Annotated in this window: 23 protein-coding genes; 9 read left to right on the forward strand and 14 right to left on the reverse strand. The window is 68.2% G+C overall.

What is annotated here, in order from left to right; all coding sequences use genetic code 11:
* Nucleotides 1-129: 129 nt before the first annotated feature.
* Nucleotides 130-585 carry a DUF882 domain-containing protein gene (locus tag ML01_RS14590; protein ID WP_371258217.1) on the reverse strand — a complete coding sequence of 152 codons (456 nt, stop codon included), beginning with the start codon at nt 583-585 and terminating at the stop codon, nt 130-132.
* A 372-nt stretch (nt 586-957) separates the two neighbouring features.
* On the opposite strand from ML01_RS14590, the gene ML01_RS14595 reads away from it, so the two are divergent.
* Entirely contained in the window at nt 958-1,665 is a 708-nt protein-coding gene (locus ML01_RS14595) for a transglycosylase SLT domain-containing protein (protein ID WP_058556135.1), read from the forward strand.
* A gap of 241 nt (nt 1,666-1,906) precedes the next feature.
* Here the strand turns inward: ML01_RS14595 and ML01_RS14600 are convergent, their stop codons facing one another.
* The gene (locus tag ML01_RS14600) at nt 1,907-4,237 is read right to left on the reverse strand and encodes a DUF1631 domain-containing protein (protein WP_058556136.1); all 2,331 of its coding nucleotides are present in this window, start codon (nt 4,235-4,237) and stop codon (nt 1,907-1,909) included.
* A gap of 68 nt (nt 4,238-4,305) precedes the next feature.
* Nucleotides 4,306-4,524 carry a hypothetical protein gene (locus ML01_RS14605; RefSeq protein WP_058556137.1) on the reverse strand — a complete coding sequence of 73 codons (219 nt, stop codon included), beginning with the start codon at nt 4,522-4,524 and terminating at the stop codon, nt 4,306-4,308.
* Between the two features lie 543 nt (nt 4,525-5,067).
* Between ML01_RS14605 and sat the strand changes: the two genes are divergently transcribed.
* Both sat and ML01_RS14615 read left to right on the forward strand, forming a co-directional pair.
* Nucleotides 5,068-6,258, forward strand: a complete 1,191-nt coding sequence (sat, locus tag ML01_RS14610) for a sulfate adenylyltransferase (protein WP_058556167.1) — start codon at nt 5,068-5,070, stop codon at nt 6,256-6,258.
* Between the two features lie 216 nt (nt 6,259-6,474).
* Entirely contained in the window at nt 6,475-7,974 is a 1,500-nt protein-coding gene (locus ML01_RS14615) for a DASS family sodium-coupled anion symporter (RefSeq protein ID WP_058556138.1), read from the forward strand.
* A gap of 81 nt (nt 7,975-8,055) precedes the next feature.
* Here the strand turns inward: ML01_RS14615 and ML01_RS14620 are convergent, their stop codons facing one another.
* The 5 genes from ML01_RS14620 to ML01_RS14640 form a co-directional block, all read right to left on the reverse strand.
* Nucleotides 8,056-9,252: a class I SAM-dependent rRNA methyltransferase gene (locus ML01_RS14620; protein WP_058556139.1), complete on the reverse strand. Its 1,197-nt coding sequence runs from the start codon at nt 9,250-9,252 to the stop codon at nt 8,056-8,058.
* A gap of 107 nt (nt 9,253-9,359) precedes the next feature.
* Entirely contained in the window at nt 9,360-11,546 is a 2,187-nt protein-coding gene (locus ML01_RS14625) for a GNAT family N-acetyltransferase (RefSeq protein ID WP_058556140.1), read from the reverse strand.
* Between the two features lie 54 nt (nt 11,547-11,600).
* A complete protein-coding gene (locus tag ML01_RS14630) occupies nt 11,601-11,981 on the reverse strand; it encodes a type II toxin-antitoxin system VapC family toxin (RefSeq protein ID WP_058556141.1) in 381 nt (126 codons plus the stop codon).
* The gene (locus ML01_RS14635; protein WP_058556142.1) at nt 11,978-12,247 is read right to left on the reverse strand and encodes an AbrB/MazE/SpoVT family DNA-binding domain-containing protein; all 270 of its coding nucleotides are present in this window, start codon (nt 12,245-12,247) and stop codon (nt 11,978-11,980) included. The genes ML01_RS14630 and ML01_RS14635 overlap by 4 nt, the downstream gene beginning before the upstream one ends.
* 224 nt (nt 12,248-12,471) lie before the next feature.
* Complete coding sequence (locus tag ML01_RS14640; RefSeq protein ID WP_058556143.1) at nt 12,472-13,032, reverse strand: hypothetical protein; 561 nt, start codon at nt 13,030-13,032, stop codon at nt 12,472-12,474.
* A 327-nt stretch (nt 13,033-13,359) separates the two neighbouring features.
* Between ML01_RS14640 and ML01_RS14645 the strand changes: the two genes are divergently transcribed.
* Together ML01_RS14645 and ML01_RS28810 are read left to right on the forward strand one after the other, a co-directional pair.
* Nucleotides 13,360-13,593, forward strand: a complete 234-nt coding sequence (locus ML01_RS14645) for a ribbon-helix-helix protein, CopG family (protein WP_082674302.1) — start codon at nt 13,360-13,362, stop codon at nt 13,591-13,593.
* Nucleotides 13,594-13,738: 145 nt separating this feature from the next.
* Nucleotides 13,739-14,953 carry a hypothetical protein gene (locus tag ML01_RS28810; protein ID WP_156427733.1) on the forward strand — a complete coding sequence of 405 codons (1,215 nt, stop codon included), beginning with the start codon at nt 13,739-13,741 and terminating at the stop codon, nt 14,951-14,953.
* 79 nt (nt 14,954-15,032) lie between these two features.
* Here the strand turns inward: ML01_RS28810 and ML01_RS27405 are convergent, their stop codons facing one another.
* Nucleotides 15,033-15,461: a type II toxin-antitoxin system VapC family toxin gene (locus ML01_RS27405; RefSeq protein WP_216819188.1), complete on the reverse strand. Its 429-nt coding sequence runs from the start codon at nt 15,459-15,461 to the stop codon at nt 15,033-15,035.
* Nucleotides 15,458-15,709: a hypothetical protein gene (locus tag ML01_RS14655; RefSeq protein ID WP_058556145.1), complete on the reverse strand. Its 252-nt coding sequence runs from the start codon at nt 15,707-15,709 to the stop codon at nt 15,458-15,460. Before ML01_RS14655 ends, ML01_RS27405 begins: the two co-directional genes overlap by 4 nt.
* A 215-nt stretch (nt 15,710-15,924) precedes the next feature.
* Here ML01_RS14655 and ML01_RS14660 point away from each other — a divergent pair, with 215 nt between their 5' ends.
* Together ML01_RS14660 and ML01_RS14665 are read left to right on the forward strand one after the other, a co-directional pair.
* Complete coding sequence (locus ML01_RS14660; protein ID WP_058556146.1) at nt 15,925-16,134, forward strand: hypothetical protein; 210 nt, start codon at nt 15,925-15,927, stop codon at nt 16,132-16,134.
* 26 nt (nt 16,135-16,160) lie between these two features.
* Nucleotides 16,161-16,445 (forward strand): type II toxin-antitoxin system PemK/MazF family toxin, encoded by a 285-nt coding sequence (locus tag ML01_RS14665; protein ID WP_058556147.1) that lies wholly within the window; start codon nt 16,161-16,163, stop codon nt 16,443-16,445.
* 52 nt (nt 16,446-16,497) lie between these two features.
* Here ML01_RS14665 and ML01_RS14670 read toward each other — a convergent pair whose 3' ends face one another.
* Nucleotides 16,498-18,729, reverse strand: coding sequence for a xanthine dehydrogenase family protein molybdopterin-binding subunit (locus ML01_RS14670; protein WP_058556169.1), 2,232 nt, complete (start codon nt 18,727-18,729; stop codon nt 16,498-16,500).
* A gap of 17 nt (nt 18,730-18,746) precedes the next feature.
* On the reverse strand, nt 18,747-19,214 hold the full coding sequence (locus tag ML01_RS14675) for a (2Fe-2S)-binding protein (RefSeq protein ID WP_058556148.1): 468 nt from the start codon (nt 19,212-19,214) through the stop codon (nt 18,747-18,749).
* A gap of 427 nt (nt 19,215-19,641) precedes the next feature.
* Here ML01_RS14675 and ML01_RS14680 point away from each other — a divergent pair, with 427 nt between their 5' ends.
* Nucleotides 19,642-19,866 carry a DUF2061 domain-containing protein gene (locus ML01_RS14680; RefSeq protein ID WP_058556149.1) on the forward strand — a complete coding sequence of 75 codons (225 nt, stop codon included), beginning with the start codon at nt 19,642-19,644 and terminating at the stop codon, nt 19,864-19,866.
* A 256-nt stretch (nt 19,867-20,122) separates the two neighbouring features.
* Here ML01_RS14680 and ML01_RS14685 read toward each other — a convergent pair whose 3' ends face one another.
* Entirely contained in the window at nt 20,123-21,043 is a 921-nt protein-coding gene (locus ML01_RS14685; RefSeq protein ID WP_058556150.1) for an alpha/beta fold hydrolase, read from the reverse strand.
* Nucleotides 21,044-21,077: 34 nt separating this feature from the next.
* On the reverse strand, nt 21,078-22,526 hold the full coding sequence (pyk, locus tag ML01_RS14690; RefSeq protein WP_058556151.1) for a pyruvate kinase: 1,449 nt from the start codon (nt 22,524-22,526) through the stop codon (nt 21,078-21,080).
* A gap of 257 nt (nt 22,527-22,783) precedes the next feature.
* Here pyk and ML01_RS14695 point away from each other — a divergent pair, with 257 nt between their 5' ends.
* A complete protein-coding gene (locus ML01_RS14695; protein ID WP_058556152.1) occupies nt 22,784-23,539 on the forward strand; it encodes a 20S proteasome subunit A/B in 756 nt (251 codons plus the stop codon).
* Nucleotides 23,540-23,558: the final 19 nt, after the last annotated feature.

Below are 23,558 nucleotides of genomic sequence, written 5' to 3' on the forward strand. Positions count from 1 at the left end.
GGGTGACGCTTACCGGCGGCGACGCGCGCCGCGCAAACGCAAAGGGCGCGCCAGCATCGCTGGCGCGCCCTTGTCTGTTTTCGGCGCTGTACGGATGACAGCGTCGATGCCCTCTGCCAGCGGTCTGGGCTAGGCGCCCCAGCGGCGCACGCGGCCGGTGTCGAGGTGGACGAAGTCCGAGCGCGGATAGTAGCCGACGCCGCCGCGGCTCAGGGTCAGTGCGGCATCCCGAATGTTGCGGGTCGGCATTTCCGTCAGGCGGACATCAATGGCCTGCCCGGTCGTGTGCAGGCTCTGCCGGGCGACCCCCGACGAGGCGCGGCGCAGCATGGCGTTGGTGCGCGGTGAGCGGAAGCCGCTGATGATCTCGAAGGTGCCGTCGTCGTGGCCGAGACCCAGCTTCACGTCGTGCAGCAGATCGAACAGGCGCGGATCGATGGCCGTCTCGTCGCCCGTGCGGAAGTCCCGCAAGAAATGATTCAGGCGTTGCAGCGCGCTGCGCTGGTAGTTGTCGCCGATCCGATAGGCGACGCTGATGCGTTCATCCGTGTGCAAATGATGCAGCGAGAGCGTGCGGACCTGCATGTCCGCGGTACGACGGGCCCAGACTGGCGCTGATGCAACAGCTAAGCCTGCGCCGAGGAAATAACGGCGATTCATTGAGATTCCCCCGATTTTGCGATTTATTGTGCAAACCGATTATAGCCGCGAAGGTACAATTTGCAATGTCTTGGCAGCGAAAAGTGGATCTTGGATGCTATTGCTGAGCCAAGCTGTGACGAGTACATCGCAAGTGATTATTCAGCAAGATAAAAAGGCAGATACGAAGGTTATTCGCTGCTATACTCTGTTGCGGATTCGCAACTATACCTAAGCGGCTCAGGGGTATCCCGTATGCGTGCTGTCGCCAATACCGGAACGACTGCCGGTGTCCGCTCCGGGCGGCGCCGCTTGCGGATGTGGTCCGCGGCCTGGGTCATTGCCGGCGCCGTTGCGTGGCCCTGTTCCGCGGACGTGTTCAAGTACGTCGACAAGGACGGCAACGTCTACTTTTCCGATGAGCCGCTGTCGGGCTCGCACCTGAGGCTGGAGTGGAAACGCACGTCGAAGCGCCTGGTGGCGGAGAACAAGGAGCAGTCGGCGGCGCTCCGGCAGCGCCAGGAAGAGGCCATGGCGCGGGTGGAGGCCAAGCTCAATGTCGGCTCCTTGAGCGTCACCGCCGCGCGCCCCGCGGCGCCGGTGAGCGGCTCAATGTCGGTTCGGCGCGCCCGCTACCAGGACCTGATCGAGGCCAATGCCGCGCGCTACAACCTGAGCCCGGCGCTGCTGCATGCCGTGATACGCACCGAGTCCGCTTACCAGGCGAACGCGCAGTCGCACGCCGGCGCGTGCGGGCTGATGCAGTTGATGCCGGGTACGGCCGCGCGCTTTCGCGTGAGCAACATCTGGGATCCGGCCGAGAACATCCGCGGCGGCTCGGCCTATCTGCGCTTCCTGCTGGATCACTTCGACGGCGACCTGCGCCTGGCGCTCGCCGGCTATAACGCGGGCGAGGGCGCGGTCAAGAAATTCAATAACCAGATTCCTCCCTATCGGGAGACGCAGAACTATGTGCGCAAGGTGCTGCGGCACCTCGCGGCCGAGCGGCTGGCACATCGCTCCTGAGCACGAGCGCCCGCATCGGGCCTGCCGCCGCGGGCTCCGTCGTAGCCAGGGCTTCCAGCCCTGGTGGCGTCAGGCCAGGATGTGGCCTGACTGCGCAGGCGGCAGGTGCGTTGATCGGCGTTGCGATCAAGACGGGGGCGGTTGCCAGTCGGGTTCGATCCCGATCTCGATTTCGATACCGATCCCTGGTCGTTGTTGAACCGGTTCCTTATGGCGGTGGCGGCAGCGTGACGGTGGGATCCTAGCCCGCGTCGGTGGACGCCGCGGCATCGCCCGGCGTTTCTCGGCCGGTCGGCGGCGTAGCGTTGCCGGTGGGGTTCGGTGCGGCGGCAACGGCGCCGGCAGCATCGGCCGCGCCAATCTCGTCTTGGTTCAGGGCCTTGCGGATGGAGACGAGCGCCCGCTCGATGAACGGATGCTGCTGCTTGGGGATCACGCGCGCCTGGCCCGACAAGACCTCGCGGGCGAGCTCGCGCAGCGTCTTCACCTCGGCCTGCATGCCGGCTCGGTCTACGAACATGCAGGTGGACGTGAGCAGGCTCATCCAGGACAGCTTGACGCGCTTCGGTTGGGGGCTTGAGGCGTCCTTGAGTTCGAACCAGGTCCCGAACTTGGTTTTGCGCAGGCGCTCGATCATCGCGCGCTCTTCGTCGTCAAGATCGGTCTCGTCGCTGTCGTCGACGATGGCGCGCATGTAGCTCGCGGTGGATGGCCCCTCGACGCCGGCCTCGCGGCTGCTGCTGTCCTCGTCGCCGCGGTTGCGCCACGCGCGCGGGTCGTCCAGCAGCGCATTGACGCGCTCCAGCACGGCGTAATTGTGGCTGCCCAGGGTACGCATGGCGTCTTGAATGCGCGCGCGCAGCCCCGGCAGGCCGGGCAGGCGTCGCTCCAGGGCGGCGTCGCCCAGGTTCGGCTCGAGCAGCTCGACGAGCTGCCGTGCAACGTCGACGGCGTCGGCCCAGGCCTCGGTCTGCTCGGGGTTGTCGTTGCGCAGTTGGATGAAGGCGAGGTAATCGAGCCAGTTCTGGCGCAGGAACAACAGCAACGGCCGCGGCAGCTCGCGACCCTGCGTCAGCCCCTGGACTTCCTTGGCCGCGCACTGGCGAGCGAGCTGCAAACGCTCACGCCCCCGCGCGGCCTCGGTGGTGCGCCGCTCCATGGTGTCGGTGCGCTTGCGCTGCTCGGCGACGATCCCGTCGAAGTAGTCCAGCAGCTCATCGAACAGCGCGACGTCGTCGCTGAACTCCTGCAACACCCGATCGACGATGCGCTGGATGTGCGGATAGATGCCGCGGTTCGGGTGCGTTTCTTCCATCCACAGGCTGCCGGCCTCGACCATCTCGTTGAGCAGGCGGCGGGCGGGATGCTCGCTGTTGGTCAATAGGCGCCGATCGATCAGCGCGAGCTTGAGATACGGCGTGTGCAGATGGCTGATCAGCGCCTTCGCTGAGTTGGGCAGCACCGGGTCGTTCAGCATGTACTCGAACAGCAGGCCGATGAGATCGATGAGCCCCGCATCCACCGGCGCCAGCTTGTCGCGGTCCAGGGCGTCGAGCACCTGCTCGCGCTCGTTCTCCAACGCCTCCTTGACGCGGCCGACGAAGCGCTCGTCGAGCTGCATCTCGCCGCTGCCGCCGGCGCCCGGCGGCGGCGCCGTCGCGTTGCGCTCTTGCGGCAGCTTGTCGAACGCCGAGATCACCTGTGACCTGCTCACCGGCGCCTGGGCCGGGCCGGCGGCCTTGCTGCCCGGACGGCGCCGCGCCATCAGATCGATGATGTCGTCGAACAGCTCCCCGCCCAAAGAGGCCGTGTCTTCCGCGCGGCCGTCGCCTGGCTCGCGGGTCCCGCCGCGCTCTTCCTGCTCCGCGCGCTCGCGGATCTCGCGCTCGCGCGCCTTCTTGACGCTGACGGGCTTGATGTGTGGCAGCACGCCGTCGTCGCGCAGCAGCTCGTTCATCTGGTGGTAGATGCGCTGCACGTCGCGCATCAGGACGCGGTCGAACAGGGCGTAAAGCACGATCTTGACCTTGACGTCCACATCGATCGGACGCATCGCGGCGCGCATCGCGTGTACCAGTTGGTGCGGGCCGCCAACGATCTCGGAGTCCTTGATCTTCTTGCCGTCACTGATGACGGCGAGCCGCTGGCTCAGCGCGTACAGCTCCGGAAAGCAGTTTGCGTTGGCCTTGATAATGATGTTCTCGCAGGCGACGGACTCCTCCATGTCGTCCGGAGCGATCAGCGACAGCTCGGCGACGGCCTTCGTGCCCGCCTGCCCATGCGTCTGCGGCGCCGCATCGCCAAGCGCCGTGAAACCGCGCGCGACCTCCTCGACGAAGGTCCGGATCAGCGCATTGCGCCCGTGGTTGATGTGCGACATGGCCTCGAAGAAACGGCCCTGCACGGTATTGGACTCCGCCCGCTCCGCGAAGTCCAAGAGCGCCTCGCCGGCCTGGTCCAGCAGCACGACGATGCGCTGGCCGCAGTACTCCAGCAACGGGCCGCGGCAGCGCGCCAGCGCGGCCGCGTACTGGGCTGCTTTGGCGGGCTGGCTGCTGGCTGCTGGCGTCATGGGTGGACGTGCCGGGCGTGGCTCGACGCGGTGGCGAAGCGGGCGGGCCGTTGCTGCGGCGGAGCCTGTCAGTCTTCGCCGATCACGCGCGCATCGCGCGGTGTCGACAACAGCCGCTCCGCCTCACCCTGTTGGCTCGCGAAGATGAGCCGGTAGTCGCCATCGTCTTCTGCGGCCCGTTCCCCGCGCAGGTTGCGCACGAGGGTGCGTGCCTCTTGGTAGCGGTCCTTCGTGTCGATGTAGGTCAGCTCCAGCTTCGGAGAGACGCGGTAGACGAAATACGGCATGGCTATAACCTCGGGCGAAGGAACAGGCCGGCGCGCACGCTGTGGCTTGGCTCACCCCGCAAAGCGCGACGGTGCGTTTGGCGACGCGCCAAGGCACCCGTCGCATACCGACGACGAATCTGCTCGGCTTTTCGCAGAATCACCACCGAAAAGCAAGGCGCGACGGTTTGCGGGCCGGATTCCCGACAGCGCGGACAACTTCGTTACTACCCCGGTCCTGCCCAAGAATCTGCTAGCCCCGCCATAGGAAAATCCTGGGAAATCCATTATTGCGCTTATGGTAAGGTCCGGGGCGATTTTCCTTGGTGGCTCGCGGGTGCAGACTCGCCAAAGCCGGCGCTGCGGCGACGATGTCCTCGGCACATCGCCCCGATCCGGCGAATAACCAGCCGCTCGATGGCCAAGCTGCCGCGTCCCGCTGCCGGGCTCGCCGTTGCCCGGGTGCCGCCGCCGGCCTGCGGCGTCCGCCGGGCCGCGCAGCAGCCGGGTCCATCAGATGCCACCGGCGTCGGCGTCGTCCATCGACAACACTTGAGGCAAAGCATGATCAAACCCGTTGGCTCCGAAGAACTCAAGCCACTATTTGTATACGATCCCGAGCGCCACCATGCGCTGATGCACGAGGCGCAGGGGTTGCCCGCGATCACCATCAGCTCCCAGGCGGCGGGCAACGCCGTGATGATGGGCGGCGGCTACTTCTCGCCGCTCACCGGCTTCATGAGCGTGGCCGACGCCGTGAGCGTGGCCGAGGGCATGCGGACCACCGACGGCATGTTCTTCCCCGTGCCCGTTCTGTGCCTGGTGGCGGACGTGGCGGCCATCGGCGACGCGCGGCGCATCGCGCTGCGCGACCCGAATATGGAAGGCGAGCCGGTGCTCGCGATCATGGACGTCGACGCCATCGAGGAGGTGTCGGAGGAGCAGATGGCACTGCTGACCGAGCGCGTCTACGGCACGCTGGACGGCGAGCATCCCGGCGTGGCCGCCTTCAACGGCCAGGGCCGCATCGCCCTGTCCGGCAGCATCGAGGTGCTGCACTTCTCGTACTTCCAGGACGACTTCCCGGACACCTTCCGCACCGCGGTGGAGATCCGGCACGAGATCGCCGAGCGCGGCTGGCAGCGCGTGGTGGCCTTCCAGACCCGCAACCCGATGCACCTCGCCCACGAGGAGCTCTGCCACATGGCCATGGAGCGCCTGGAGTGCGACGGCCTGGTCATCCACATGCTGCTCGGCAAGCTCAAGCCCGGCGACATCCCCGCACCTGTGCGCGACGCGGCCATCCGCAAGATGGTGGAGCTGTACTTCCCGCCCAACAGCGCCATGGTTACCGGCTACGGCTTCGACATGCTCTACGCCGGCCCGCGCGAGGCGGTGCTGCACGCCTACTTCCGCCAGAACATGGGCGCGACGCACTTCATCATCGGCCGCGATCACGCCGGCGTCGGCGACTACTACGGCCCCTTCGATGCGCAGACCATCTTCGACACCGAGGTGCCTGAGAACGCGCTCGACATCGAGATCTTCCGCGCCGACCACACCGCGTACTCCAAGAAGCTCAACAAGGTGGTAATGATGTCCGAGGCGCCGGACCACACCAAGGAGGACTTCGTGCTGCTCTCCGGCACCAAGGTGCGCGAGATGCTCGGCCAGGGCATCGCCCCGCCGCCGGAATTCAGCCGGCCGGAGGTGGCGAAGATCCTGATGGACTACTACCAGTCGCTGGACGCCTGAGCCGGGGCTGGGGGCCGAGGGCCGAGGGCCGAGGGAGCCCGCCTCGGCCCTCGGGGCTTGGTTCGACAACGGGTGGGTTGCGCGAGGCTGCGCAATCCGCCTTCGAGTTCGATCCCGATTTCGATTTCGATTTCGGGTCCGACGAACGGGTGGCGGAGCTTGGGTGGCGGAGATGAGGTGGATCAGTTGTTGTTGAACGGTTCCTAAGGGGTGGGCATGCCGCGTGTCAGCATCGCGGAGATCGGGCTGCTGCTCGGTCCCATGCTTGGGCTCGGCGTCTGGCTGCTGCTGGTCCCCGACGTCGCCGGGCTGTCGCCCGCGGGTCGCGCGACGGCTGCCGTTGCCGTCTGGATGGCCGCATGGTGGCTCACCGAGGCCGTTCCGCTGGCGGCAACGGCCCTGCTGCCGGTGGTGCTGTTCCCGTTGCTCGGCATTGCGGACATGCGCGCGGCGACGGCGCCCTATGCCAACCCGCTGATCTTTCTCTTCCTCGGCGGCTTTCTGCTCGGCCTGGCGGTGCAGCGCTTCGGGCTGCACCGGCGCATTGCGCTGTGGATTCTGCTGCGGGTCGGCACCAGCCCGCGCGCCCTCGTGGGCGGTTTCATGCTGGTCTCGGCGCTGCTCAGCATGTGGATCAGCAACACCGCGACGGCCATCGTCATGCTGCCCATCGGTGTCAGCGTGCTGCAGCTCCTGTCGGAGCAGGGCGGGGCCGACGGTGACGCCCACGCTGTGCCCAGGGGCGACTTCGGCACGGCGTTGGTGCTCGGCATCGCCTATGCTTGCTCCATCGGCGGCACCGCGACCCTGGTGGGCACCCCGCCGAACCTGGTGCTGGCGGCCTACGTGGGCGAGCACTACGGCATGGACATCGGCATGGTCCGCTGGCTCGGCATCGGGCTGCCGCTGGTGGCCGTGCTGCTGCCGCTGACCTGGTTGTACCTCACGCGCATCGCCTTCTCGCTGCCGGCCACCCGCCTAGCGCACGGACGAGCGGTGCTGGCGGGCGAGCTTGCCCGCCTGGGCCCCATGAGCGCCGGGGAGCGGGTCACCGCCGCCGTCTTCGGGCTGACCGCCGCCGGCTGGCTGCTGCGCCCGCAGCTCGCGGCCTGGACCGGCCTGTCCGGCCTGACGGACGCCGGCATCGCCATGCTCGGGGCGCTCTTGCTATTCACGCTGCCGGCGGGACCGCGGCCGGCTCCGGGCCAGCCCCGGCCGCGGGCCTTGGATTGGGAGACCGCCAAGGCCGTACCCTGGCAGATCCTGATTCTGTTCGGCGGCGGGTTGAGCTTGGCCGCGAGCATCGCGGCGAATGGCGTGGACGGTTGGATCGGCGGCGGGCTGGAGGGCCTGGCCGGGCTGCCGGTCTGGGTGCTGACGCTCACGGTCACGGCGATGGTGGTGCTGCTGACCGAGATCACCAGCAACACGGCGGTGACGACGACGCTCATGCCGGTGCTCGCGGCCACCGCCGCGGCGACCGGCGCGCCCCCGGGCATCCTGCTCACCGCCGCGGCGCTGGCCGCCAGTTGCGCCTTCATGCTGCCGGTGGCCACGCCGCCGAATGCCATCGTGTTCGCGTCCGGTCACGTCACAATCGGGCAGATGGCGCGCGCCGGGCTCGGGCTGAACCTGCTCGCGGTGGTGGTCGTGACGGCGGTTGTGATGATTGGCGGGCGCCTGGATTGTTTGGGGGCTGTAAACGCTTGCGGATGAGCGGTAGGGCCGAGGGCCAAGGGCCAAGGGAGCCTTCCTCGGCCCTCGGCCCTTGGCCCTCGGCCCTTCAGCTCCGCCGCGCTAGCCGCCCGGCAGCACCCGCAAGAACAGCGTCTTGAGATACGCCGTTTCCGGGATCGCCGGGTGCACCGGGTGATCCGGCCCTTGGCCGGCGGCGAGCAGTAACTGCACGTCCTGCTCGTTGCGGCGGGCGGCGGCCTGCACCGTGCGCAGGAAGGCGTCGCGGCTCATGTGGAAGGAGCAGCTTGAGGTGATGAGCAGACCGCCCGGCGCGAGCAGGCCCAGGCCCAGTCGGTTCAGGCGCTCGTAGGCCAGCGTGCCGTCGCGCTCGTCCTTGCGGCGCTTGATGAAGGCGGGCGGGTCCAGGATGACGCGCTCAAAGCGCGCGCCGTCGTCCTTCAGCGCCCGCAGCACCTCGAAGGCGTCGCCGTGCAGCGTGCCGATGCGCTCGCCGAGCCCGTTGCGCTCGGCGTTGGCGGCCACCTGTTGCAGCGCGCTCTCGGCGCCGTCGACGAACGTCACCTGCTCGGCGCCGTCCGCCGCCGCCCGGAGCCCCCAGGCGCCGAGATAGCAGCAGACGTCCAGCACCCGCTGTGCCGGGCCGAAGCGCCGCTGCGCGAGCCGGTTGTCGGCCTGGTCGAAGAACCAGCCGGTCTTCTGGCCGCTGGCCGGGGTCACGGCAAAGGCGAGCCCGCCCTCGTCGAGCGCGATCTCGCCGGGGTCGTCGCCGAGCATCCACTCGATGCCCTGCGTCAGCCCCTCCAGCTCGCGTACCGCGGTGTCGTTGCGCAGCACGATGTGGGTCGGGCGCAGCACCTGCTCCAGCGCCTCGATGACCAGCGGCCGCAGGCGCTCCATGCCGGCGGTGGTGAGCTGCACGGCGAGCAGGTCGCCGTAGCGGTCGACGACGAGGCCGGGCAGGCCGTCGCCCTCGCCGTGCACCAACCGGTAGAAGGGACGATCGAAGAGCTGCTCGCGCAGCGCGAGCGCGGCGTGGATGCGCTGCACCAAGAGCGTCGCGCCGATGGGCTCCGCGTGGCGGCGGCTGACGATCCGCGCGCAGATGAGCGAGCGCGGGTTCGCATAGCCGTGGCCGAGCCAGCGCCCGCGCTGCGCGATGACCTCGACGGGCGCGCCCGGCTCCAGGTCCTTGAGCGGTGTCGCGTCCGTGTCCACCTCGTTGCTGTAGACCCAGGTGTGGCCGGCCAGCAGGCGGCGTTCCTGGTCCTTCTTGAGACGCAGTGGGACGGGTTTCATGTGGGCTCTCCTCACGCTGGCCTGGGCTCGGGGTAACCCGCGAGCTTAGCCCGAAAAGGGCACCGCTGCCGATCCGGGCCGGCCAATTCGGTGGGATTGCGCCGGGGTCAGTCCGGCGGAGGTGACACTCCGTGCTCGCTCGGTGGCAGCAAGGCCGCGACACCCCGGCGCAGCGCGCCGAGCACCGCCGCCTCGCCATCCAAGCCCAGCCGCCCGGCGCAGGCGCCGGGCGCGTGGTGCTGGAGCCCGCAGAGGATCAGCGCGTCGCGGCCGGTGGGTTCCAGCGCGCCGCGCGCGAGTGCCCGCGGCAGCGTCAGCAGCAGGAGCCGATGCAGGTCGGGGCGCGTCGCGTCCAGGCCGCGGTTGCCGTGGGCGAAGGCGCGGAGCGCGCGGTGCTCGTCCGTCGCGAGCGCCGCGCCTGTCACCGACGCATCGCTGAGCAGCGCCGCCACCACCGCCGGCTCCAGCCCGCGCAGCGGCCCCGCCAGCAGCACCGCGAGCCGCGGCAGCAGACGCCGTCGGCCGGTGTCGACGAGCGCGCTGCCCGCCGCCGTCAGCGCCTTCAGCATCACCGCCGCGTGCACGCCGCTGGCGGCATTGCGCCGGCTGCCGATGTGCACCGGCGCCAGGCCCGCACTGCGCCAGAAGGCGATCAGCGCCGGCGTGGCGCCGAAGCTGGCGCCGAGCAGGTCGGCGCCGTCCGCGGCGGCCAGCTTCGCAATGGCGGCCACCAGCCGCCGGCCGAGCCCGCGCCGGCGCGCCGCCGGATGCACGGCGATGCGCAGGATGCGCCGGCAGCCGAGCCCCGGCGCGTCGAACAGCCCGGCGTGCGCCGACAGCGTCTGCGCCAGCAAATGCCCGTGCGGGCGGCGGTGGCCGGCGAAGATCGGCTCCAGCAGCGCCTCGGGCAGCTTGCCTTCCCGGCCCGTGACGGCCACGGCCAGCACCACATCGCCGGCGCGGAGCCAATGCACGGCAATGTCCGGCGCATCGAGGAGCTGGCGCAGGTCCGACGGGCGCGTCTGGTAGTGGCCGAGCACCAACAGCCCGAAGGCCTGGCGCAGCCGCGGCTCGTCGTGCGCGAGCTCATCGCGGTCCGGCGTCTCGAAGGCCGATGCGACGCCCGCGGCCAGCTCGGCAGCGATCTCCGCATCCGCGGCCGGCTCCGCATCCAGCAGCAGCGCGCGGTTCAGCAGCGCCTCCAGCGGGTCGTCCGCGGCCCAGCGGACGGGCTCGCGGAGCTTGAGCGCCCGCCAGCTCGGCGCGAGACGGTCCAGCACGGCGCGAAAGCGCACCTCGAAGCCGCGCCCGGTGCCCTCATAGCCGTGCACCGTCGTCGCGAAGACGATGCGCGGGTAGTGCCCGAGCAGCGCCTCCAGCAGCGGCGCCGGGATGGCCGCGGCCTCGTCGATGAGCAGCAGGTCCGCGGGCGGGCGCTCGGCGAGCAGGGCATCGGGCGGCCGGAAACAGAGCGCCGGCTCGCCCGCGTGCCGGAGCACGGCCAGGGCGGCGGCGCGGCGCGGTGCCGTGAGCAGGATGGTCGCAGCGCCAGAAGCCCAGAGCCGCGCCGCCGCGAGCCCCATGGCCGCGGACTTGCCGCGACCGCGGTCCGCGGTGATGACCAACGGGCGGTGCGCGCGGCCCCGGGCGGTGGCAACGATGGCGTCGATGGCGGCGGCCTGCTCGGCGGTGGCGGGTTTCAGCAGGGTCGGGTCCGGCGGGTCGGCGTCGTCGTGCCGCGACGCGCTCGCGCGCTCCCGTAGGTCGGGCCGAGGAACGAGGCCCGGCGGCTCGCCCGCCGTCATCGTCGGCCCGTCGATGCGCACCACGGCATCGCTCGCCGCCAGCAGCCGACGCAGCCGCCGGATTAGCCGCCCCTTCACATCGGCGGTGCCGTGCGGAAAGCCGGCGAAGCGTGCAGCGGCGGGGTCGGCCCGATGGGGCCATGCCGCCGCTGGCGGCGTCAGCAGCACCAGCAGCCCACCGCCCCGCAGCGTGCCGGCGGCGGCGCCCAGGGCGTCGAGATCGAGCCCGGCCCAGGCGTCGACAATAAGCAGCTCACACTCGCCGCCGAGCCCGGCGGTGCGGCGGTTCGGGTCGGCCGGTCGGCCGCGGCTGCCGAGCCAGGTCGTGCGCAGCCTCGGCGCCGTGGCGGCGATGTCGCGCGCGACGGCAAGCGTCCAAGCTGCATCGCCGGCGAGCCAAAGCAGGCGGCGCTGGTCGCCGACGCGGGTGTTCCTAGGCCGCTGCCCGACAAGGAGCCAATCGGGCGCGGCGATCGGTGCCTCCGCCATCACGCGGCGAAGGCAGGGCTGGTCGGATTGCGGCTTGCCAACCGTGCGGACACGTCAGAGCAGCACCACACCATCGTCCGCCGCGAGTCGCGCGAAGCGTCGGTCGAGGGTGTACAGCGGCGTCTCGGCAACGCCGGCCAGATGCAACGCGTCGGCAAAATCGAAACCGCGCTCATAACGCTCCAAGGTCAAGGCAATGAGGCCGGGTTGGTCGACACGGACGCTTGGCAGGCCGAGCACCTGCCGAAAGGCGAGCAGAATCGCAGGGCGCGCGAGGTCGTAGGCCGCGCGCAGCACCCATTCCATTTCCAGTAGCACCGTATGCGGCACATAAACGATGTCGGCGCCGGCGAGCAGGTCCGCCGCGCGGCGGGCTTGCTCGGCGTCATCGTTGGTCACGTAGCGAACGAGCACGTTTGTATCGACGGCGATCATGCCTCTTGATCCTCGCGCCAGCGCCGCCGCAGCTCCGCGTCGATGGCCGCATCCATCTCATCGACGGACTTGGCCGGCCCCACGTAGCCGGTGCAGCCGAGTCCGTCCTCGACCCTGGTTGGTGCAAACGGCTTCGCCGGACGCAGCACCAGCGCATCGCCGCGTTCCTCGACGATCAGCTCCGTGCCCGCTGCCCAGCCGTGGCGAGCCCGCAGCTCGCTGGGGATGACGATCTGGCCCTTGGTGGAGAGGCGAACAATGTCCATCGAGCACCCAGGGTAAGACGAGGTAAGCTGGATGCTAGCGCTTTGGTCTAGGGCGCGCAAACCGTCAAGGTTACTGCGACAGCGGCGGCATTCGGCCGGAATTCGACGGTTGGGAGGACGAGGGCAATGGACGTGGAGCCAGAGCGGGGGCAGGTAAAGCCCGCGGGTTCCGGGTCGCCGCGGCGCCCCGCGCTGAGCGCGCAGAGCCGGGCGACCATTACCAGCTAGGCGTCAGCGGTGCGCGGGCGAAGACGCCAGCCGATCAGGCCGCCGACGCCGAGCAGCGCCAGCGTGCCGGGTATCGGCACGGCGGCGATGTTGAAGCTCGCCGCCCCATCTGTCGTGTCCGAGATGGTGAGCGTGCCCAGGCTGGTCTCGGCGGGCGAGGATAGATTAGCCAACTGGGTTCCGAGGATGGTGCGCGGCGTCACCAGATCGCTGGCGTCGGGCGGTGCCGTGAGGGCGCCGAATCCCTCGCCGTTCAATGTCGCGTCAAGCGCGATGAAACCGCTAAAGGAAGCGTCGACGCCCATGACGCTGTAGTCGGTCGAGCCGACCGCCCATTGCGCTCCGGACGGGTCCAGCAAGGTTGCTGTCCAGGAGCTGCCGCCGTCGATAATCGTGATCACGGGAACCAGATAGTTGTAAACGACGGGAAGGGTTCCGTTGGCGAGTCCAGTTTGCACCGTCCCGGCATAGGCGGTGCCCGTGATGGTCCAGGACGCATCGGTGAAGCTGTTGCCGCCGATGCTCCCGGTGATGACGCCGCCGGTGGCGGTGTACACCAGGGCGGCTGTTGCCTAGCCGGCGAACAGGGTGGCGCAGACCAGCAAGAGCCCCAGCGCGGAGCCCTTGAACCTGAGCGCGTAGGACGAGCCGCTGGCGAGAACGGGCTGCGCGTTATGGGGGTTCATTGGCGGATACCTCAGTAAATCGCCGGATTGACGCGAGGCGAATTCTAACCGAGCAGTGAGTGCAGCGGAACTCGTGATAGCTCTCGTGCCGAGGCTCCGCCTCGGCATGCCTCTTCGCGGCTCTGCCGCGGAGCCGGCTTGACCGTTTGGCGAGTGGAGTGTTCGACTGTGGCCTCATGTCCAACATTCAGGCCCGTCATGAAGGCAGTACAGGTTTCGATGGACGAGGAGCTTTTGCAACGCCTCGACGCTGATCCGGAGGTGCAGCGGGATGGGCGCTCGGCCGTCTTGCGGCGTGCCGCGGAAGCCTACCTGCAACAGCGCCGTGCGCAGCGTATCGCCGATGCCTATCGCCGGGGCTATGGGCAAGCGGCCGGGATCGGCGAGGAATTCGACGGCTGGGAGGAAGAGGCGCAATGGCCCGCGGACTGAGCAGAGGACAGGTTTGGATGTACCGCTTCCGTGCGCCCGACAAGCGTCGCCCCGTGCTGATTTTGTCCCGAGATGAAGCCATAGAAAACGTGGTCTGTCCCTGTTTTTCCCCCCTGTTTTTCCCCCAATATGGGAGGCGTTGAGAATGAATGTACTATTCCTTGATAAGGAAAGAGTAGTAAGAAAGCATTATGAGTCCTTTCTGAAGGAGGGCCGTTTGCGGTCCGACTGGCAACCGATTTTCCTGCGCCAGCTCGATGGTTCCGCTCCTCCTCATGAATGGATTGATGAGGTTTTTTGCAGGGTAATACAGGCCGAAGCAATTGTCTGTTTTGGCGATTACTCGATCATTCTTCAATTTGGTGATCGCGCGGAAGATCTTGTTGATACACTAATCAGGAAAGCGCGGAATGGCGTGCCATTCTTCCTGCAATTGGTGCGATTTACTGAGAATGAAGGCGTTCTGTTCAATGGGCGCGGCGCCGGTGAAAGCCTGAGAAGCCTGTTCAAGGCGTTTGATTTCAGTGCGACCAGAATCAAAGTCGATATGACGCTTACCCACACTCTGTACAATAAATCTACTTCGCTTGGTTATTTCCGAAAAACAGACGGTGCGTTACGTGATCCGCATCTCTTTAAGGGTGTTGATCAGGTTTTGGTATCGCAGCCTAGCTTGATCAACTTCGCGGGTGAAGCTTTCCCGATTATTGATGCCTCCGAAGCGGTAAACAGATTTGTCGATGATGGTGATTGGCTGACTCAATCTTTGGAAGGAACTCTTCCGGCTGTTGGGATTGTTCGTCAGCCTAGCGATGAATATCAGCTTATACTCAGCGGTAGTTACTTTGGCGATCCGACGGAGACCTTATCCGGACGAAACCCAGGAATCGATGAGAATCGCCAGTTCGCCGTTAACGTCATAACAGCCCTATCGGGCGCTGCGAAGACCTCGGCCAATATCCAACAAAGATGTTATTTTATCTTCAATCGCTTAGAACGTTCTCTGGGAAAGCTGATTTTAGATGTGATACCGCAAGATGATTTGTGGCGCTGCATGAACCCCAGGACGCGCGATGCGTTGACGGTGGGCGGCCAAATGCGCTACGAGAAAGCGGACTTCGGTCATCTTTGTCATATAGTGAAAGAGAACTGGGTGCAATTCAGATGCCGATTTAACGGCATGGAAAAGCAGGACGTCTTGGATTTATTGTTCGGAGTGGCAAAAGGCGCCAGGCGCCTTTTGGCTCATCCACATCGAGCGGAGCAAAGCAGTATTCGCTTTACCGACGAAGATGAAGCCGTATTGCAACGAGCGCTACGAATTATCGAGCGAGCATTCGGCGCTCAGAGCGTAACGTAAAAAGGGGCAGGGAAACCGACTACTCGCCGACATTGAGCCCTTCCTCGGCGCTGTTCACCTCGGCGGACACGTTCGACGCTTAGGTATCAAGAGGCAGGACTGGTCCGATGCCAAATTGCCGAAAATGCTCGTCGAACGCGAAGGCTGTTGTGATGGAAAGGCGTTCCATGACAATACGACTGGTGCAGTCAGTGAAGCTCCAGCCTTTGTCAGAGAATTGCCGGAAGGTTTGCCAAGCCTGCTGGATATCTTCGAGTGTCATCCAGTGTAGATCAGCCAGCGACCCGTCAAGGAGTGCCGCGCCCACGCGCAGCGCGCGTTCGCGCTCGCCGCGTACGAGAAGCAGCGTCAGCAGCTCATCGAGTACATAGTCGGTCGTGACCAGCGGTCGCCCATTTTGTCGCAGCCATTGAGCCGCCCTAGCGTGGTCGCGGTCGGTCGGCACGAAGGCGGCAAACCACGCGCCCGTGTCGACGAAGACAGCCTGTGGGCGGCGCAGAACGGTCACCGATGGTCGCCGTAGAGCACGCGGTCATGTTCCCGATTCGAGAATCCATCGGCGGGAGATCGGCTCGGGAGATTGTCCATCTCGTCCAAGAGGCGCTCCACAGCGGTCCTGTTCGGTGTCGTCAGCTCCGGGGCGCGCTCAAGTTCAGGGTCGCGCAGTGACCTCGCGATGACCTCGATCAGGCGCACCCGTTCCGCCTTTGGTAGGCGTCGCACGGCATCTTCGATCTCGGTGATGTCTGCGTCCATCGCTGTGCCCTGCAAGCTGGAGTCGGGTTGATGCCGCTATCCTGCGTGACGGATCGGCCCTGTGCAAGTCGCTCACCGTCGCCCGCGATCGCCCGGATCAGGGTACTCGACGAACGTAGGGCAGTTTCTTCGTCTCGCTATGCCGTTGGGTGAAGCCATAGCCAGCCGAGTATGCCCAGCGCAATGGCAGCAAGAAGTAGACCGGCCGAGAGCCAGTGCAGGAGCTTCTGCAACGCCTCGACGCTGATCCGGAGGTGCAGCGGGATGGGCGCTCGGCCGTCTTGCGGCGCGCCGCGGAAGCCTACCTGCAACAGCGCCGTGCGCAGCGTATCGCCGATGCCTATCGCCGGGGCTATGGGCAGGCGGCCGGGATCGGCGAGGAATTCGACGGCTGGGAGGAAGAGGCGCAATGGCCCGCGGACTGAGCCGAGGACAGGTTTGGATGTAGCGCTTGCGTGCGCCCGACAAGCGTCGCCCCGTGCTGATTCCGTCCCGCGATGAAGCCATTCCGTGGCTCCATACTGTGACTGTGGCGCCCATCACCTCCACCATTCGCGGCCTGCCGAGCGAGGTTGTGATCGGACAGGAAGCCGGGCTGAAGCACGAGTCTGCCGTCAATCTCGATCACCTGCAGACCGTCGAGCAGGCGTCGTTGGAGACGTTCCTCGGATCATTGAGCGGACAGCAGCAGGCTCGGATTTGCGAGGCGTTGGCCGTCGCGTTGGCTTGCGATTGATGCGCTCGTGCCGCGCGTCCCTTGCGCCGGCGCGCGCAGGCCGCTCCGCAAACTAGCCCGCGACCCGCAACGGCAGCGCATAGAGCCGCCGCCCGGTCGCCGCCGCCAGCGCGTTGGCCACGGCCGGGGCGATGACGGGCGTGGCCGGCTCGCCGACGCCGGTGGACGGCTCGGTGGACGGCACGATGTGCACCTCGACGCTCGGCATCTTGTCGATGCGCAGCACCAAATAGTCGTGGAAGTTGGATTGCTGCACGAGGCCGTCCTGCAGCGTGATCTCGGACATCAGCGCCGCGGACAGCCCGAAGCCCATGCCGCCTTCCATCTGCGCGACCACCACGTCCGGGTTCACGACGGTGCCGCAGTCCACGGCAATCACCACGCGGTCCACGCTGTAGCCGCCGGCGCCGTCGAGCGTCACCTCCGCCACCATGGCCACGTAGCTGCCGAAGGACTTGTGCACGGCGATGCCGCGCCCGCGCCCGTCGGCCAGCGGCTCGCCGTACCAGTCGCCTTGCTCGGCGGCGAGCTTCAGCACGCCGCGCTCGCGGGGGCTCGCGTCCATCAGCGCGAGCCGGAAGTCCACCGGGTCCCGGCCCGCCGCGGCGGCGAGCTCGTCCATCATGCATTCCACCGCGAAGGCCGTGTGCGTGGAGCCGACGGCGCGCCACCACTGCACCGGCACGGGCAGGGCGGGCGAGTGCAGGTCGACGGCCTGATTGGGGATGGCGTAGGGCAGCTCTTTGGCGCCTTCCACCGAGGTCTGGTCCACCTCGTCCACCACCAGCATCGGCTCGAAGGCGGTGCCGGCCATGATGGACTGGCCGACGATGCGGTGCTGCCAGGCCACCGGCCGGCCCGCGGCATCAAGGCCCGCCCGCAGCTTGTGCAGAAAGAGCGGCCGATACCAGCCGGCGCGCATGTCGTCCTCGCGGGTCCAGATGAGCTTGACGGGCCGCTCGCCGCCGGCGGCCTTGAAGATGTGCGCCGCCTCGACGAGGTAGTCCGACTGCGGATTCGCGCGCCGGCCGAAGGAGCCGCCGGCGTAGAGCATCTCGATGCGCACCCGCGCCGGCGGCAGCCCGAGCACGCCGGCAACGGCCTGTTGGTCGATGGTCTGGAACTGCTCGCCGTTGATAACGCGCACGCCCCGGGTGCCGTCCGGGCCGGCGGCGTCCGGCGCGATGACGCAGTCCATGGTTTCCATGGCTGCATGGGCGAGGTAGGGCACGCGGTACTCGGCGTCGATGACGCGGGCGGCGCCCGCGAGCGCCTGCTCCGCGTCGCCAATGCGCATGGCGGGCAGGCCCGGCTGTTCGGCGAGCTTGCGATAGTCCGCCAGGATCTCCTCGGAGCCCTGCTTGAAGGCGTTGGCCTCGTCCCAGTCGATCTTCAGCGCGTCGCGGCCCTGCTTGGCCGACCAGAAGTCCTGTGCGAGCACGGCGACGCCGGTCGGCACCTGTACCACCAGCTCGACGCCGGGGATGGCCCGGGCGGCGTTGTCGTCGTAGGCCCGCACCGTGGCGCCGAAGCGCGGCGGGTGCGCGATGCAGGCCGTCAGCATGTTCGGCAGCCGGATGTCTTGCGTGAACTGCGCGACGCCGGTGCACTTGGGCAAGCTGTCCTTGCGCGGCAGGAAGGCCTTGCCGATGAGCTTGAAGTCGGCCGGGGCCTTGAGCTTGGGCGCCTCCGGCACTGGCTGGTCGGCGGCGGCCTCGGCCAGCTCGCCGAAGCTGGCCTGCCGGCCGCTCGCGGCATGGCTCACGACGCCGTCGCTGAGCGTGATCTCGGCCGCCGGCACCTGCCAGCGCTCGGCGGCGGCGCCCACGAGCATGGCGCGGGCCGCGGCGCCGGCCTTGCGCATCTGCTCGTAGGCATTGGCGATGGCCGTGCTGCCGCCGGTGCCCTGCACCTGGCCCCAGAACAGGTTGTTGTAGCGCTCGGCATCCACCGGCGCGCCCTCGGGCTGCACCTGCTCCCAGCGGGCGTCCAGCTCCTCGGCCACCAGCGTGCAGAGGCCGGTGTAGGTGCCCTGGCCCATCTCCAGGTGCTTGCAGATGACGGTGACGCCGTCGTCGCTGCCGATGCGCACGAAGGCGTTGGGCGCGAAGTCCCCGACGGCCGCGTGCTCGCCGCCCGCCATGCCGGGGCCGGCGATGCGCTGCGGGCTCGCCGTTTGGGCGCGCCCGGGCAGCCAGACGCCGAGCGTGAGCCCGGCGACGGCGCCGGTGGCGGTCTTGAGGAAGCCGCGGCGGCTCAGGTTGACGATGGTGTGGTTGCTCATGGTCGTCTCCTGCGGCATCACGCCAGCGCCTCGGCGGCCTTGTGGATGGCCTTGCGGATGCGCGCGTAGGTCGCGCAGCGGCAGATGTTGCCGGCCATGTCGGTGTCGATGGCGGCGTCATCCGGCCGCGGGTCGGCGGCCAACAGCGCCGCCGCCTGCATGATCTGCCCTGATTGGCAGAAGCCGCACTGGACCACGTCCAGATCCAGCCAGGCCTGCTGCACCGCGGTGCCGGTCTTGCCCAGCGGGCCGCCGGCGACGCCCTCGATGGTCGTGATCTCCTGGCCCACGGCGGCGCTCACGGGCAGCGAGCACGAACGCACGGCGGCGGTGCCGAGATGCACGGTGCAGGCGCCGCACTGGCCGATGCCGCAGCCGTACTTGGTGCCGGTCAGGCCGACATGCTCGCGCAGCGCCCACAAGAGCGGCATCTGCGGGTCGATGTTCAGGCGGTGTGTCTCGCCGTTGACGCGAAGCTCGATCATCGCGGGGTGACCTCCGGGCGGCGGGGAAGGGTCGGTTAGGAACCGTTAAAAAACAACTGGAACACACTCATCTCCAACACGCGCATGCTGCCAGCCGTCCGTCGAAATCGAAATCGGGATCGAAATCGGGATCGGGATCGGGACCGAAATCGGGATCGGGATCGAAACCGCGCTTAGGCCGAGGGCCGAGGGCCGAGGAGCGCGCCTTCCCGGGCTGGGTTGGCGCCGGCGCCGTCTCGCCAATGTCGGCGCGGCGCCCGCAATGCCAAGTCTGCGGGCTGCCGGCTGCGGCTGACGATCTAGTTTGACGATGATGAAATTCTGCGTGATTGTCAGCAGCGATGGATCTCTTCGTCAGAAACGTCTGGCAAAGCAAATGCGAACCACTATCATCGTCACCAAGCCAGACACCTCTCGGAGCAGACCCATGACCAAGACCATCAGCTTCGCCATCATGCACTTCGGCGTCGCCTTCGGCGTCACCTATGCCATCACCGGCGACGTGCTCATCGGCAGTGCCGTCGCCCTCGTCGAGCCCGCCGTCAACACCGTCGGCTACTACTTTCACGAGAAGGTGTGGGAGCGGTTGCGCCGGACGCCCGGCACGCCGCAGGGTCACATCGACAGCGCCGCCACGGCACTTGCGGCCTAGGGCGGCGGGGCCTCAGACCGAGGAGAGGGCCGAGGGCCGAGGGGGGCGCCCTTGGGCCTCGGCCCTAGATTGCTTGCCGGCGCAGAATGTCTGCGGATGAGTCAAGCTTCGACGGGGCGTCGGACTGGCGAGGCGCGTCCGGGGTGCGTCGGGATCGAAATCGAACCGAGTGCCAACCGATCCCGATCCCGATCCCGATCCCGATAGCGATGTCGATAGCGATGAGCACGACTCGTCGGTCTGACGCGAGGGCTCGCTAGCGCGAGCTCTGCCCCAGCAGCTCCTCCAAGATCTGCTGCGCGTAGCGAATCGGCACGGAGTAATGCCCCTCCCCCGGCAGCTCCACCAAGTCTGCATCCGGCAATTGCGCCGCGAGCCAGCGCGCGTGCTCGATGGGCACGGTGCCGTCCGCCTGCCCATGCCAGATGCGGATTGGCGCGTGGATCTGTCCGAAGTCGATGCCCCAGTCGTGCGTGTAAAGCGCGAGATCCCGCCGCGCGCCCGGCGCGCCGCGCTGCATCGCGTCGGCAATGGTGCGGTTCAGGATCGCGGCGGTGTCGCCCGCGGCGAGCACGCCCAAGTCCGCGGGCGGTGCGCCGATGTGCCGAAAGCGCTCCACCAGGTCCGGCCAGTGCGCGAGCACCGCCGTTGTCGGGCCGCCGTAGACTAGGCTCGCGAGCCACGCCGGCTGGCGACCCACGAGCAGGCTGGTGCGGGCGGCCGGGTTCATCTGCTGCAATTGGTCGTCGCGGTAGATGGCGCCGAGCGGGCAGACCAGCGTGCAGCCGGCGAGCTGGCCCGGCAACCGCTCCGGCAGGAAGCGCGCGCAGGCGAGCGCATAGGGTCCGCCGCCGGAGACGCCGATGACGGCGAAGCGTTTCAGTGCAAGCGCCGTCGCCAGTGCGGCGCAGTCGTTCGCCCAGTCCGCGAGCTGTCGCTCCGGGGCGTCGTCGGAGTCGCCGTAGCCCGGCCGGTCCGGCGCGATAATGCGCGCACCGGCGGCGAGCGCGTCCGCGTGCATCAGCCCGGCCTCGCGCCGGGAGCTTGGAAAGCCATGGAAGTACAACACCGGGGCGCCGTCCGGGGCGCCGTATTCGGCATAGGCTAGGCGGCGGCCGTCCGGCAGCCGCAGGTCGTGTGGGCCGTCGTCGGGCGGCCCGGGTGCTGTGTCGGTCATGTGTTCACTGTGGGGCTCGATCGGGCTCCGCGCATCAGACGCAGTCCTGCGCCCGCGCGCCGTCCAGCTCAATGATCTCGAGTCGGTGGTTGCCGCAGGGGTATTCATCGGACGGACCTTGGGTCAGCAGCACCAGACCCGTGTCGACGCAGTGCTCGGCGAGCCAGCCGCGCACGAACGGCGTCCAGTCCGCAAGGTCCTCCGTCACCTGCTCCGCGTGCACGCCGTAGCTGAAGCAGAGCTGCTGCGCCGTATCGGCGTTGGGCGTGAAGGCCACCAGCGGACACGGCAGCCGGAAGCGCGCGATACGCCGGGCGGTGTTGCCGCTGCGGGTCGGCGCCGCCACCAGCCGCGGCGCACCGCGCTCCGCGGTGTGGTAGACGCTCCGAGCAATGAGGTCCTCGGCGCGGCGGCTGCCGTCGCCGGCGTAGGCGCCGACGCGCTCCGCCTGCTGGCGCAGGTTGCGCTCGGGCTCGATGGCGGCGGCGATGGCGGCCAGCATCTCCACCGACTCTACCGGGAAACGGCCCATCGCCGACTCCGCCGACAGCATGACGCAATCGGTGCCGCCGAGGATGGCGTTGGCGACGTCGGTGGCCTCGGCCCGCGTCGGCCGGCGCAGCGTGACCATGGACTCCAGCATCTGCGTGGCGGTGATGACGGGCTTGCCGGCACGGTTCGCCAGCTCCGTGATGCGCCGCTGCGCCACGGCGATGGTCTCGATGGGGATCTCCACACCCAAGTCGCCGCGCGCCACCATGATGCCGTCGGCGGCGGTGAGAATCGCCTCCAAGTTCTCCAGCGCATCGGCGCGCTCGATCTTGGCGATGACGAAGGGCGCGTAGTCGAGCGCCCGGGCGGCCTCGCGCACCGCGTCGATGTCGTGCGCGTTGGCGACGAAGGACTGGCTCACGGCATCGATGCGGTGCTCCGCCGCGAAGCCGAGCCAGGCGCGGTCGTCCTCCGTAAAGGCGCTGATGCCGAGATCGATGCCGGGCAGGTTCAGCCCCTTGCGCGAGCGCAGCTCCCCGCCCGCGCGCACGTTGCAGATCACATCGTTGCCCTGCACCTCCACGACCTTGAGCAGGATGAAGCCGTCGTTCAGGAACAGCCGGTCCCCCGGGCGCACCGCTGACGGCAGCCCCGGAAAGCTCACGCTGACCCGCGCGACGGTGCCGACGCACTCGTCCGTCGTCAGCGTGATGAGCTGGTCGCGAATCAGCTCCACCGGCTCCTCGCCTAAGTCGCCGATGCGCATCTTGGGCCCGGGCAGGTCGCCCATGATGGCGACGCGCCGGCTCGTCGCCGCTGCGGCGTCGCGGATGCGCGCGATCAGTCGGGCGTGGTAGCCCGGGTCGCCGTGGGAGAAGTTGAGTCGGGCCACGTCGAGTCCGGCGACGATGAGCCGGCGCAGCATCTCCGGCTCGTCAGACGCCGGGCCGATGGTCGCAACGATCTTGGTTTTGTGGGGGCGGTACAGCATTGCTCGTGGTCCTGGTGAACGCGGCGGCAACGGCGCCGCTCGCGGATGTCGCGATGGTAGCGGACGCGGCGGGTGCGGGTGCGTTGCGGTCTTGTGACGGGGCAGAGTGCGGGGCTTGCACAGCGTCTCGTGATCGACGCCCCCTCGCCGCCGGGTCGCGCTGGTCGTAAGCTGATGCGCCGCCCAAGCCGGCGCTCCGGCCGGCCGCGAGCGCCCTTCCACCTTCCACCGCACCGGGTGCGACCCGGCAGGCTGCCATGACCTATTGCCTCGGAATCGCTGTCGAAGCCGGCCTGGTGCTGGCGTCGGACTCCCGCACCAACGCCGGCATCGACTACGTCACCAGCTTCAGCAAGCTGCATGTGCTGACGCCGGCCCCGGACCGGCTGTTCGTGCTCCTGTCCGCCGGCAATCTCGCGACCACGCAGGAGGTCATGAACCGCATCCGCCGCGACCTGGATCAGCCGCCGGCAGGCGTTCACCTCGGCAACGCCGGCTACCTGTTCGAGGCCGCGGCCTATGTCGGGCGCGTCAGCCTCGGCGTGCAGCACGACCACGGCCCGGCCCTGGCGGAGAGCGGCGTCAGCGCGCAAACCACGCTGATTCTGGGCGGGCAGATCGCCGGCCAGCCGCCGGGCCTGTACATGATCTATCCGCAAGGCAATTACTTCGCCGCCTCGCCCGAGACGCCGTACCTGCAGATCGGCGAGAACAAGTACGGCAAGCCCGCGCTCGATCGCATCGTGCGGCCGGACATGTCGCTGGAGGACGCCGCGCGCCTGTGCCTGGTGTCGCTCGACGCCACCTCGCGCTCCAACGTCACCGTCGGCCCGCCGTTCGAGCTGGTGATCTGCCCGCGCGACCGCATGGCGCTGTCGCACCGGCTCAAGCTGACCGCGGACACGCCACTGCTCGCCGAGATCTCGCGGAGCTGGAACGCGGGCCTGCGCGCCGCCTTCGAGGGGCTGCCGCGGTTCGACTGGGAGGTGCCGAGCGCGCCCGTCGGCGGATAGGACAACCGTCCAAAAACAA

It is taken from the genome of Thiohalocapsa sp. ML1 (assembly GCF_001469165.1).
Taxonomy (GTDB): domain Bacteria; phylum Pseudomonadota; class Gammaproteobacteria; order Chromatiales; family Chromatiaceae; genus Thiohalocapsa.

What these genes read in the sequence shown, in the direction of transcription:
- ML01_RS14590 (WP_371258217.1), bottom strand. Translation starts at nt 585, where the DNA reads ATGCAGGTCCGCACGCTCTCGCTGCATCATTTGCACACGGATGAACGC.
- ML01_RS14595 (WP_058556135.1), top strand. Translation starts at nt 958, where the DNA reads ATGTGGTCCGCGGCCTGGGTCATTGCCGGCGCCGTTGCGTGGCCCTGT.
- ML01_RS14600 (WP_058556136.1), bottom strand. Translation starts at nt 4,237, where the DNA reads ATGACGCCAGCAGCCAGCAGCCAGCCCGCCAAAGCAGCCCAGTACGCG.
- ML01_RS14605 (WP_058556137.1), bottom strand. Translation starts at nt 4,524, where the DNA reads ATGCCGTATTTCGTCTACCGCGTCTCTCCGAAGCTGGAGCTGACCTAC.
- sat (WP_058556167.1), top strand. Translation starts at nt 5,068, where the DNA reads ATGATCAAACCCGTTGGCTCCGAAGAACTCAAGCCACTATTTGTATAC.
- ML01_RS14615 (WP_058556138.1), top strand. Translation starts at nt 6,475, where the DNA reads ATGCCGCGTGTCAGCATCGCGGAGATCGGGCTGCTGCTCGGTCCCATG.
- ML01_RS14620 (WP_058556139.1), bottom strand. Translation starts at nt 9,252, where the DNA reads ATGAAACCCGTCCCACTGCGTCTCAAGAAGGACCAGGAACGCCGCCTG.
- ML01_RS14625 (WP_058556140.1), bottom strand. Translation starts at nt 11,546, where the DNA reads ATGGCGGAGGCACCGATCGCCGCGCCCGATTGGCTCCTTGTCGGGCAG.
- ML01_RS14630 (WP_058556141.1), bottom strand. Translation starts at nt 11,981, where the DNA reads ATGATCGCCGTCGATACAAACGTGCTCGTTCGCTACGTGACCAACGAT.
- ML01_RS14635 (WP_058556142.1), bottom strand. Translation starts at nt 12,247, where the DNA reads ATGGACATTGTTCGCCTCTCCACCAAGGGCCAGATCGTCATCCCCAGC.
- ML01_RS14645 (WP_082674302.1), top strand. Translation starts at nt 13,360, where the DNA reads ATGAAGGCAGTACAGGTTTCGATGGACGAGGAGCTTTTGCAACGCCTC.
- ML01_RS28810 (WP_156427733.1), top strand. Translation starts at nt 13,739, where the DNA reads ATGAATGTACTATTCCTTGATAAGGAAAGAGTAGTAAGAAAGCATTAT.
- ML01_RS14655 (WP_058556145.1), bottom strand. Translation starts at nt 15,709, where the DNA reads ATGGACGCAGACATCACCGAGATCGAAGATGCCGTGCGACGCCTACCA.
- ML01_RS14670 (WP_058556169.1), bottom strand. Translation starts at nt 18,729, where the DNA reads ATGAGCAACCACACCATCGTCAACCTGAGCCGCCGCGGCTTCCTCAAG.
- ML01_RS14675 (WP_058556148.1), bottom strand. Translation starts at nt 19,214, where the DNA reads ATGATCGAGCTTCGCGTCAACGGCGAGACACACCGCCTGAACATCGAC.
- ML01_RS14680 (WP_058556149.1), top strand. Translation starts at nt 19,642, where the DNA reads ATGACCAAGACCATCAGCTTCGCCATCATGCACTTCGGCGTCGCCTTC.
- ML01_RS14685 (WP_058556150.1), bottom strand. Translation starts at nt 21,043, where the DNA reads ATGACCGACACAGCACCCGGGCCGCCCGACGACGGCCCACACGACCTG.
- pyk (WP_058556151.1), bottom strand. Translation starts at nt 22,526, where the DNA reads ATGCTGTACCGCCCCCACAAAACCAAGATCGTTGCGACCATCGGCCCG.
- ML01_RS14695 (WP_058556152.1), top strand. Translation starts at nt 22,784, where the DNA reads ATGACCTATTGCCTCGGAATCGCTGTCGAAGCCGGCCTGGTGCTGGCG.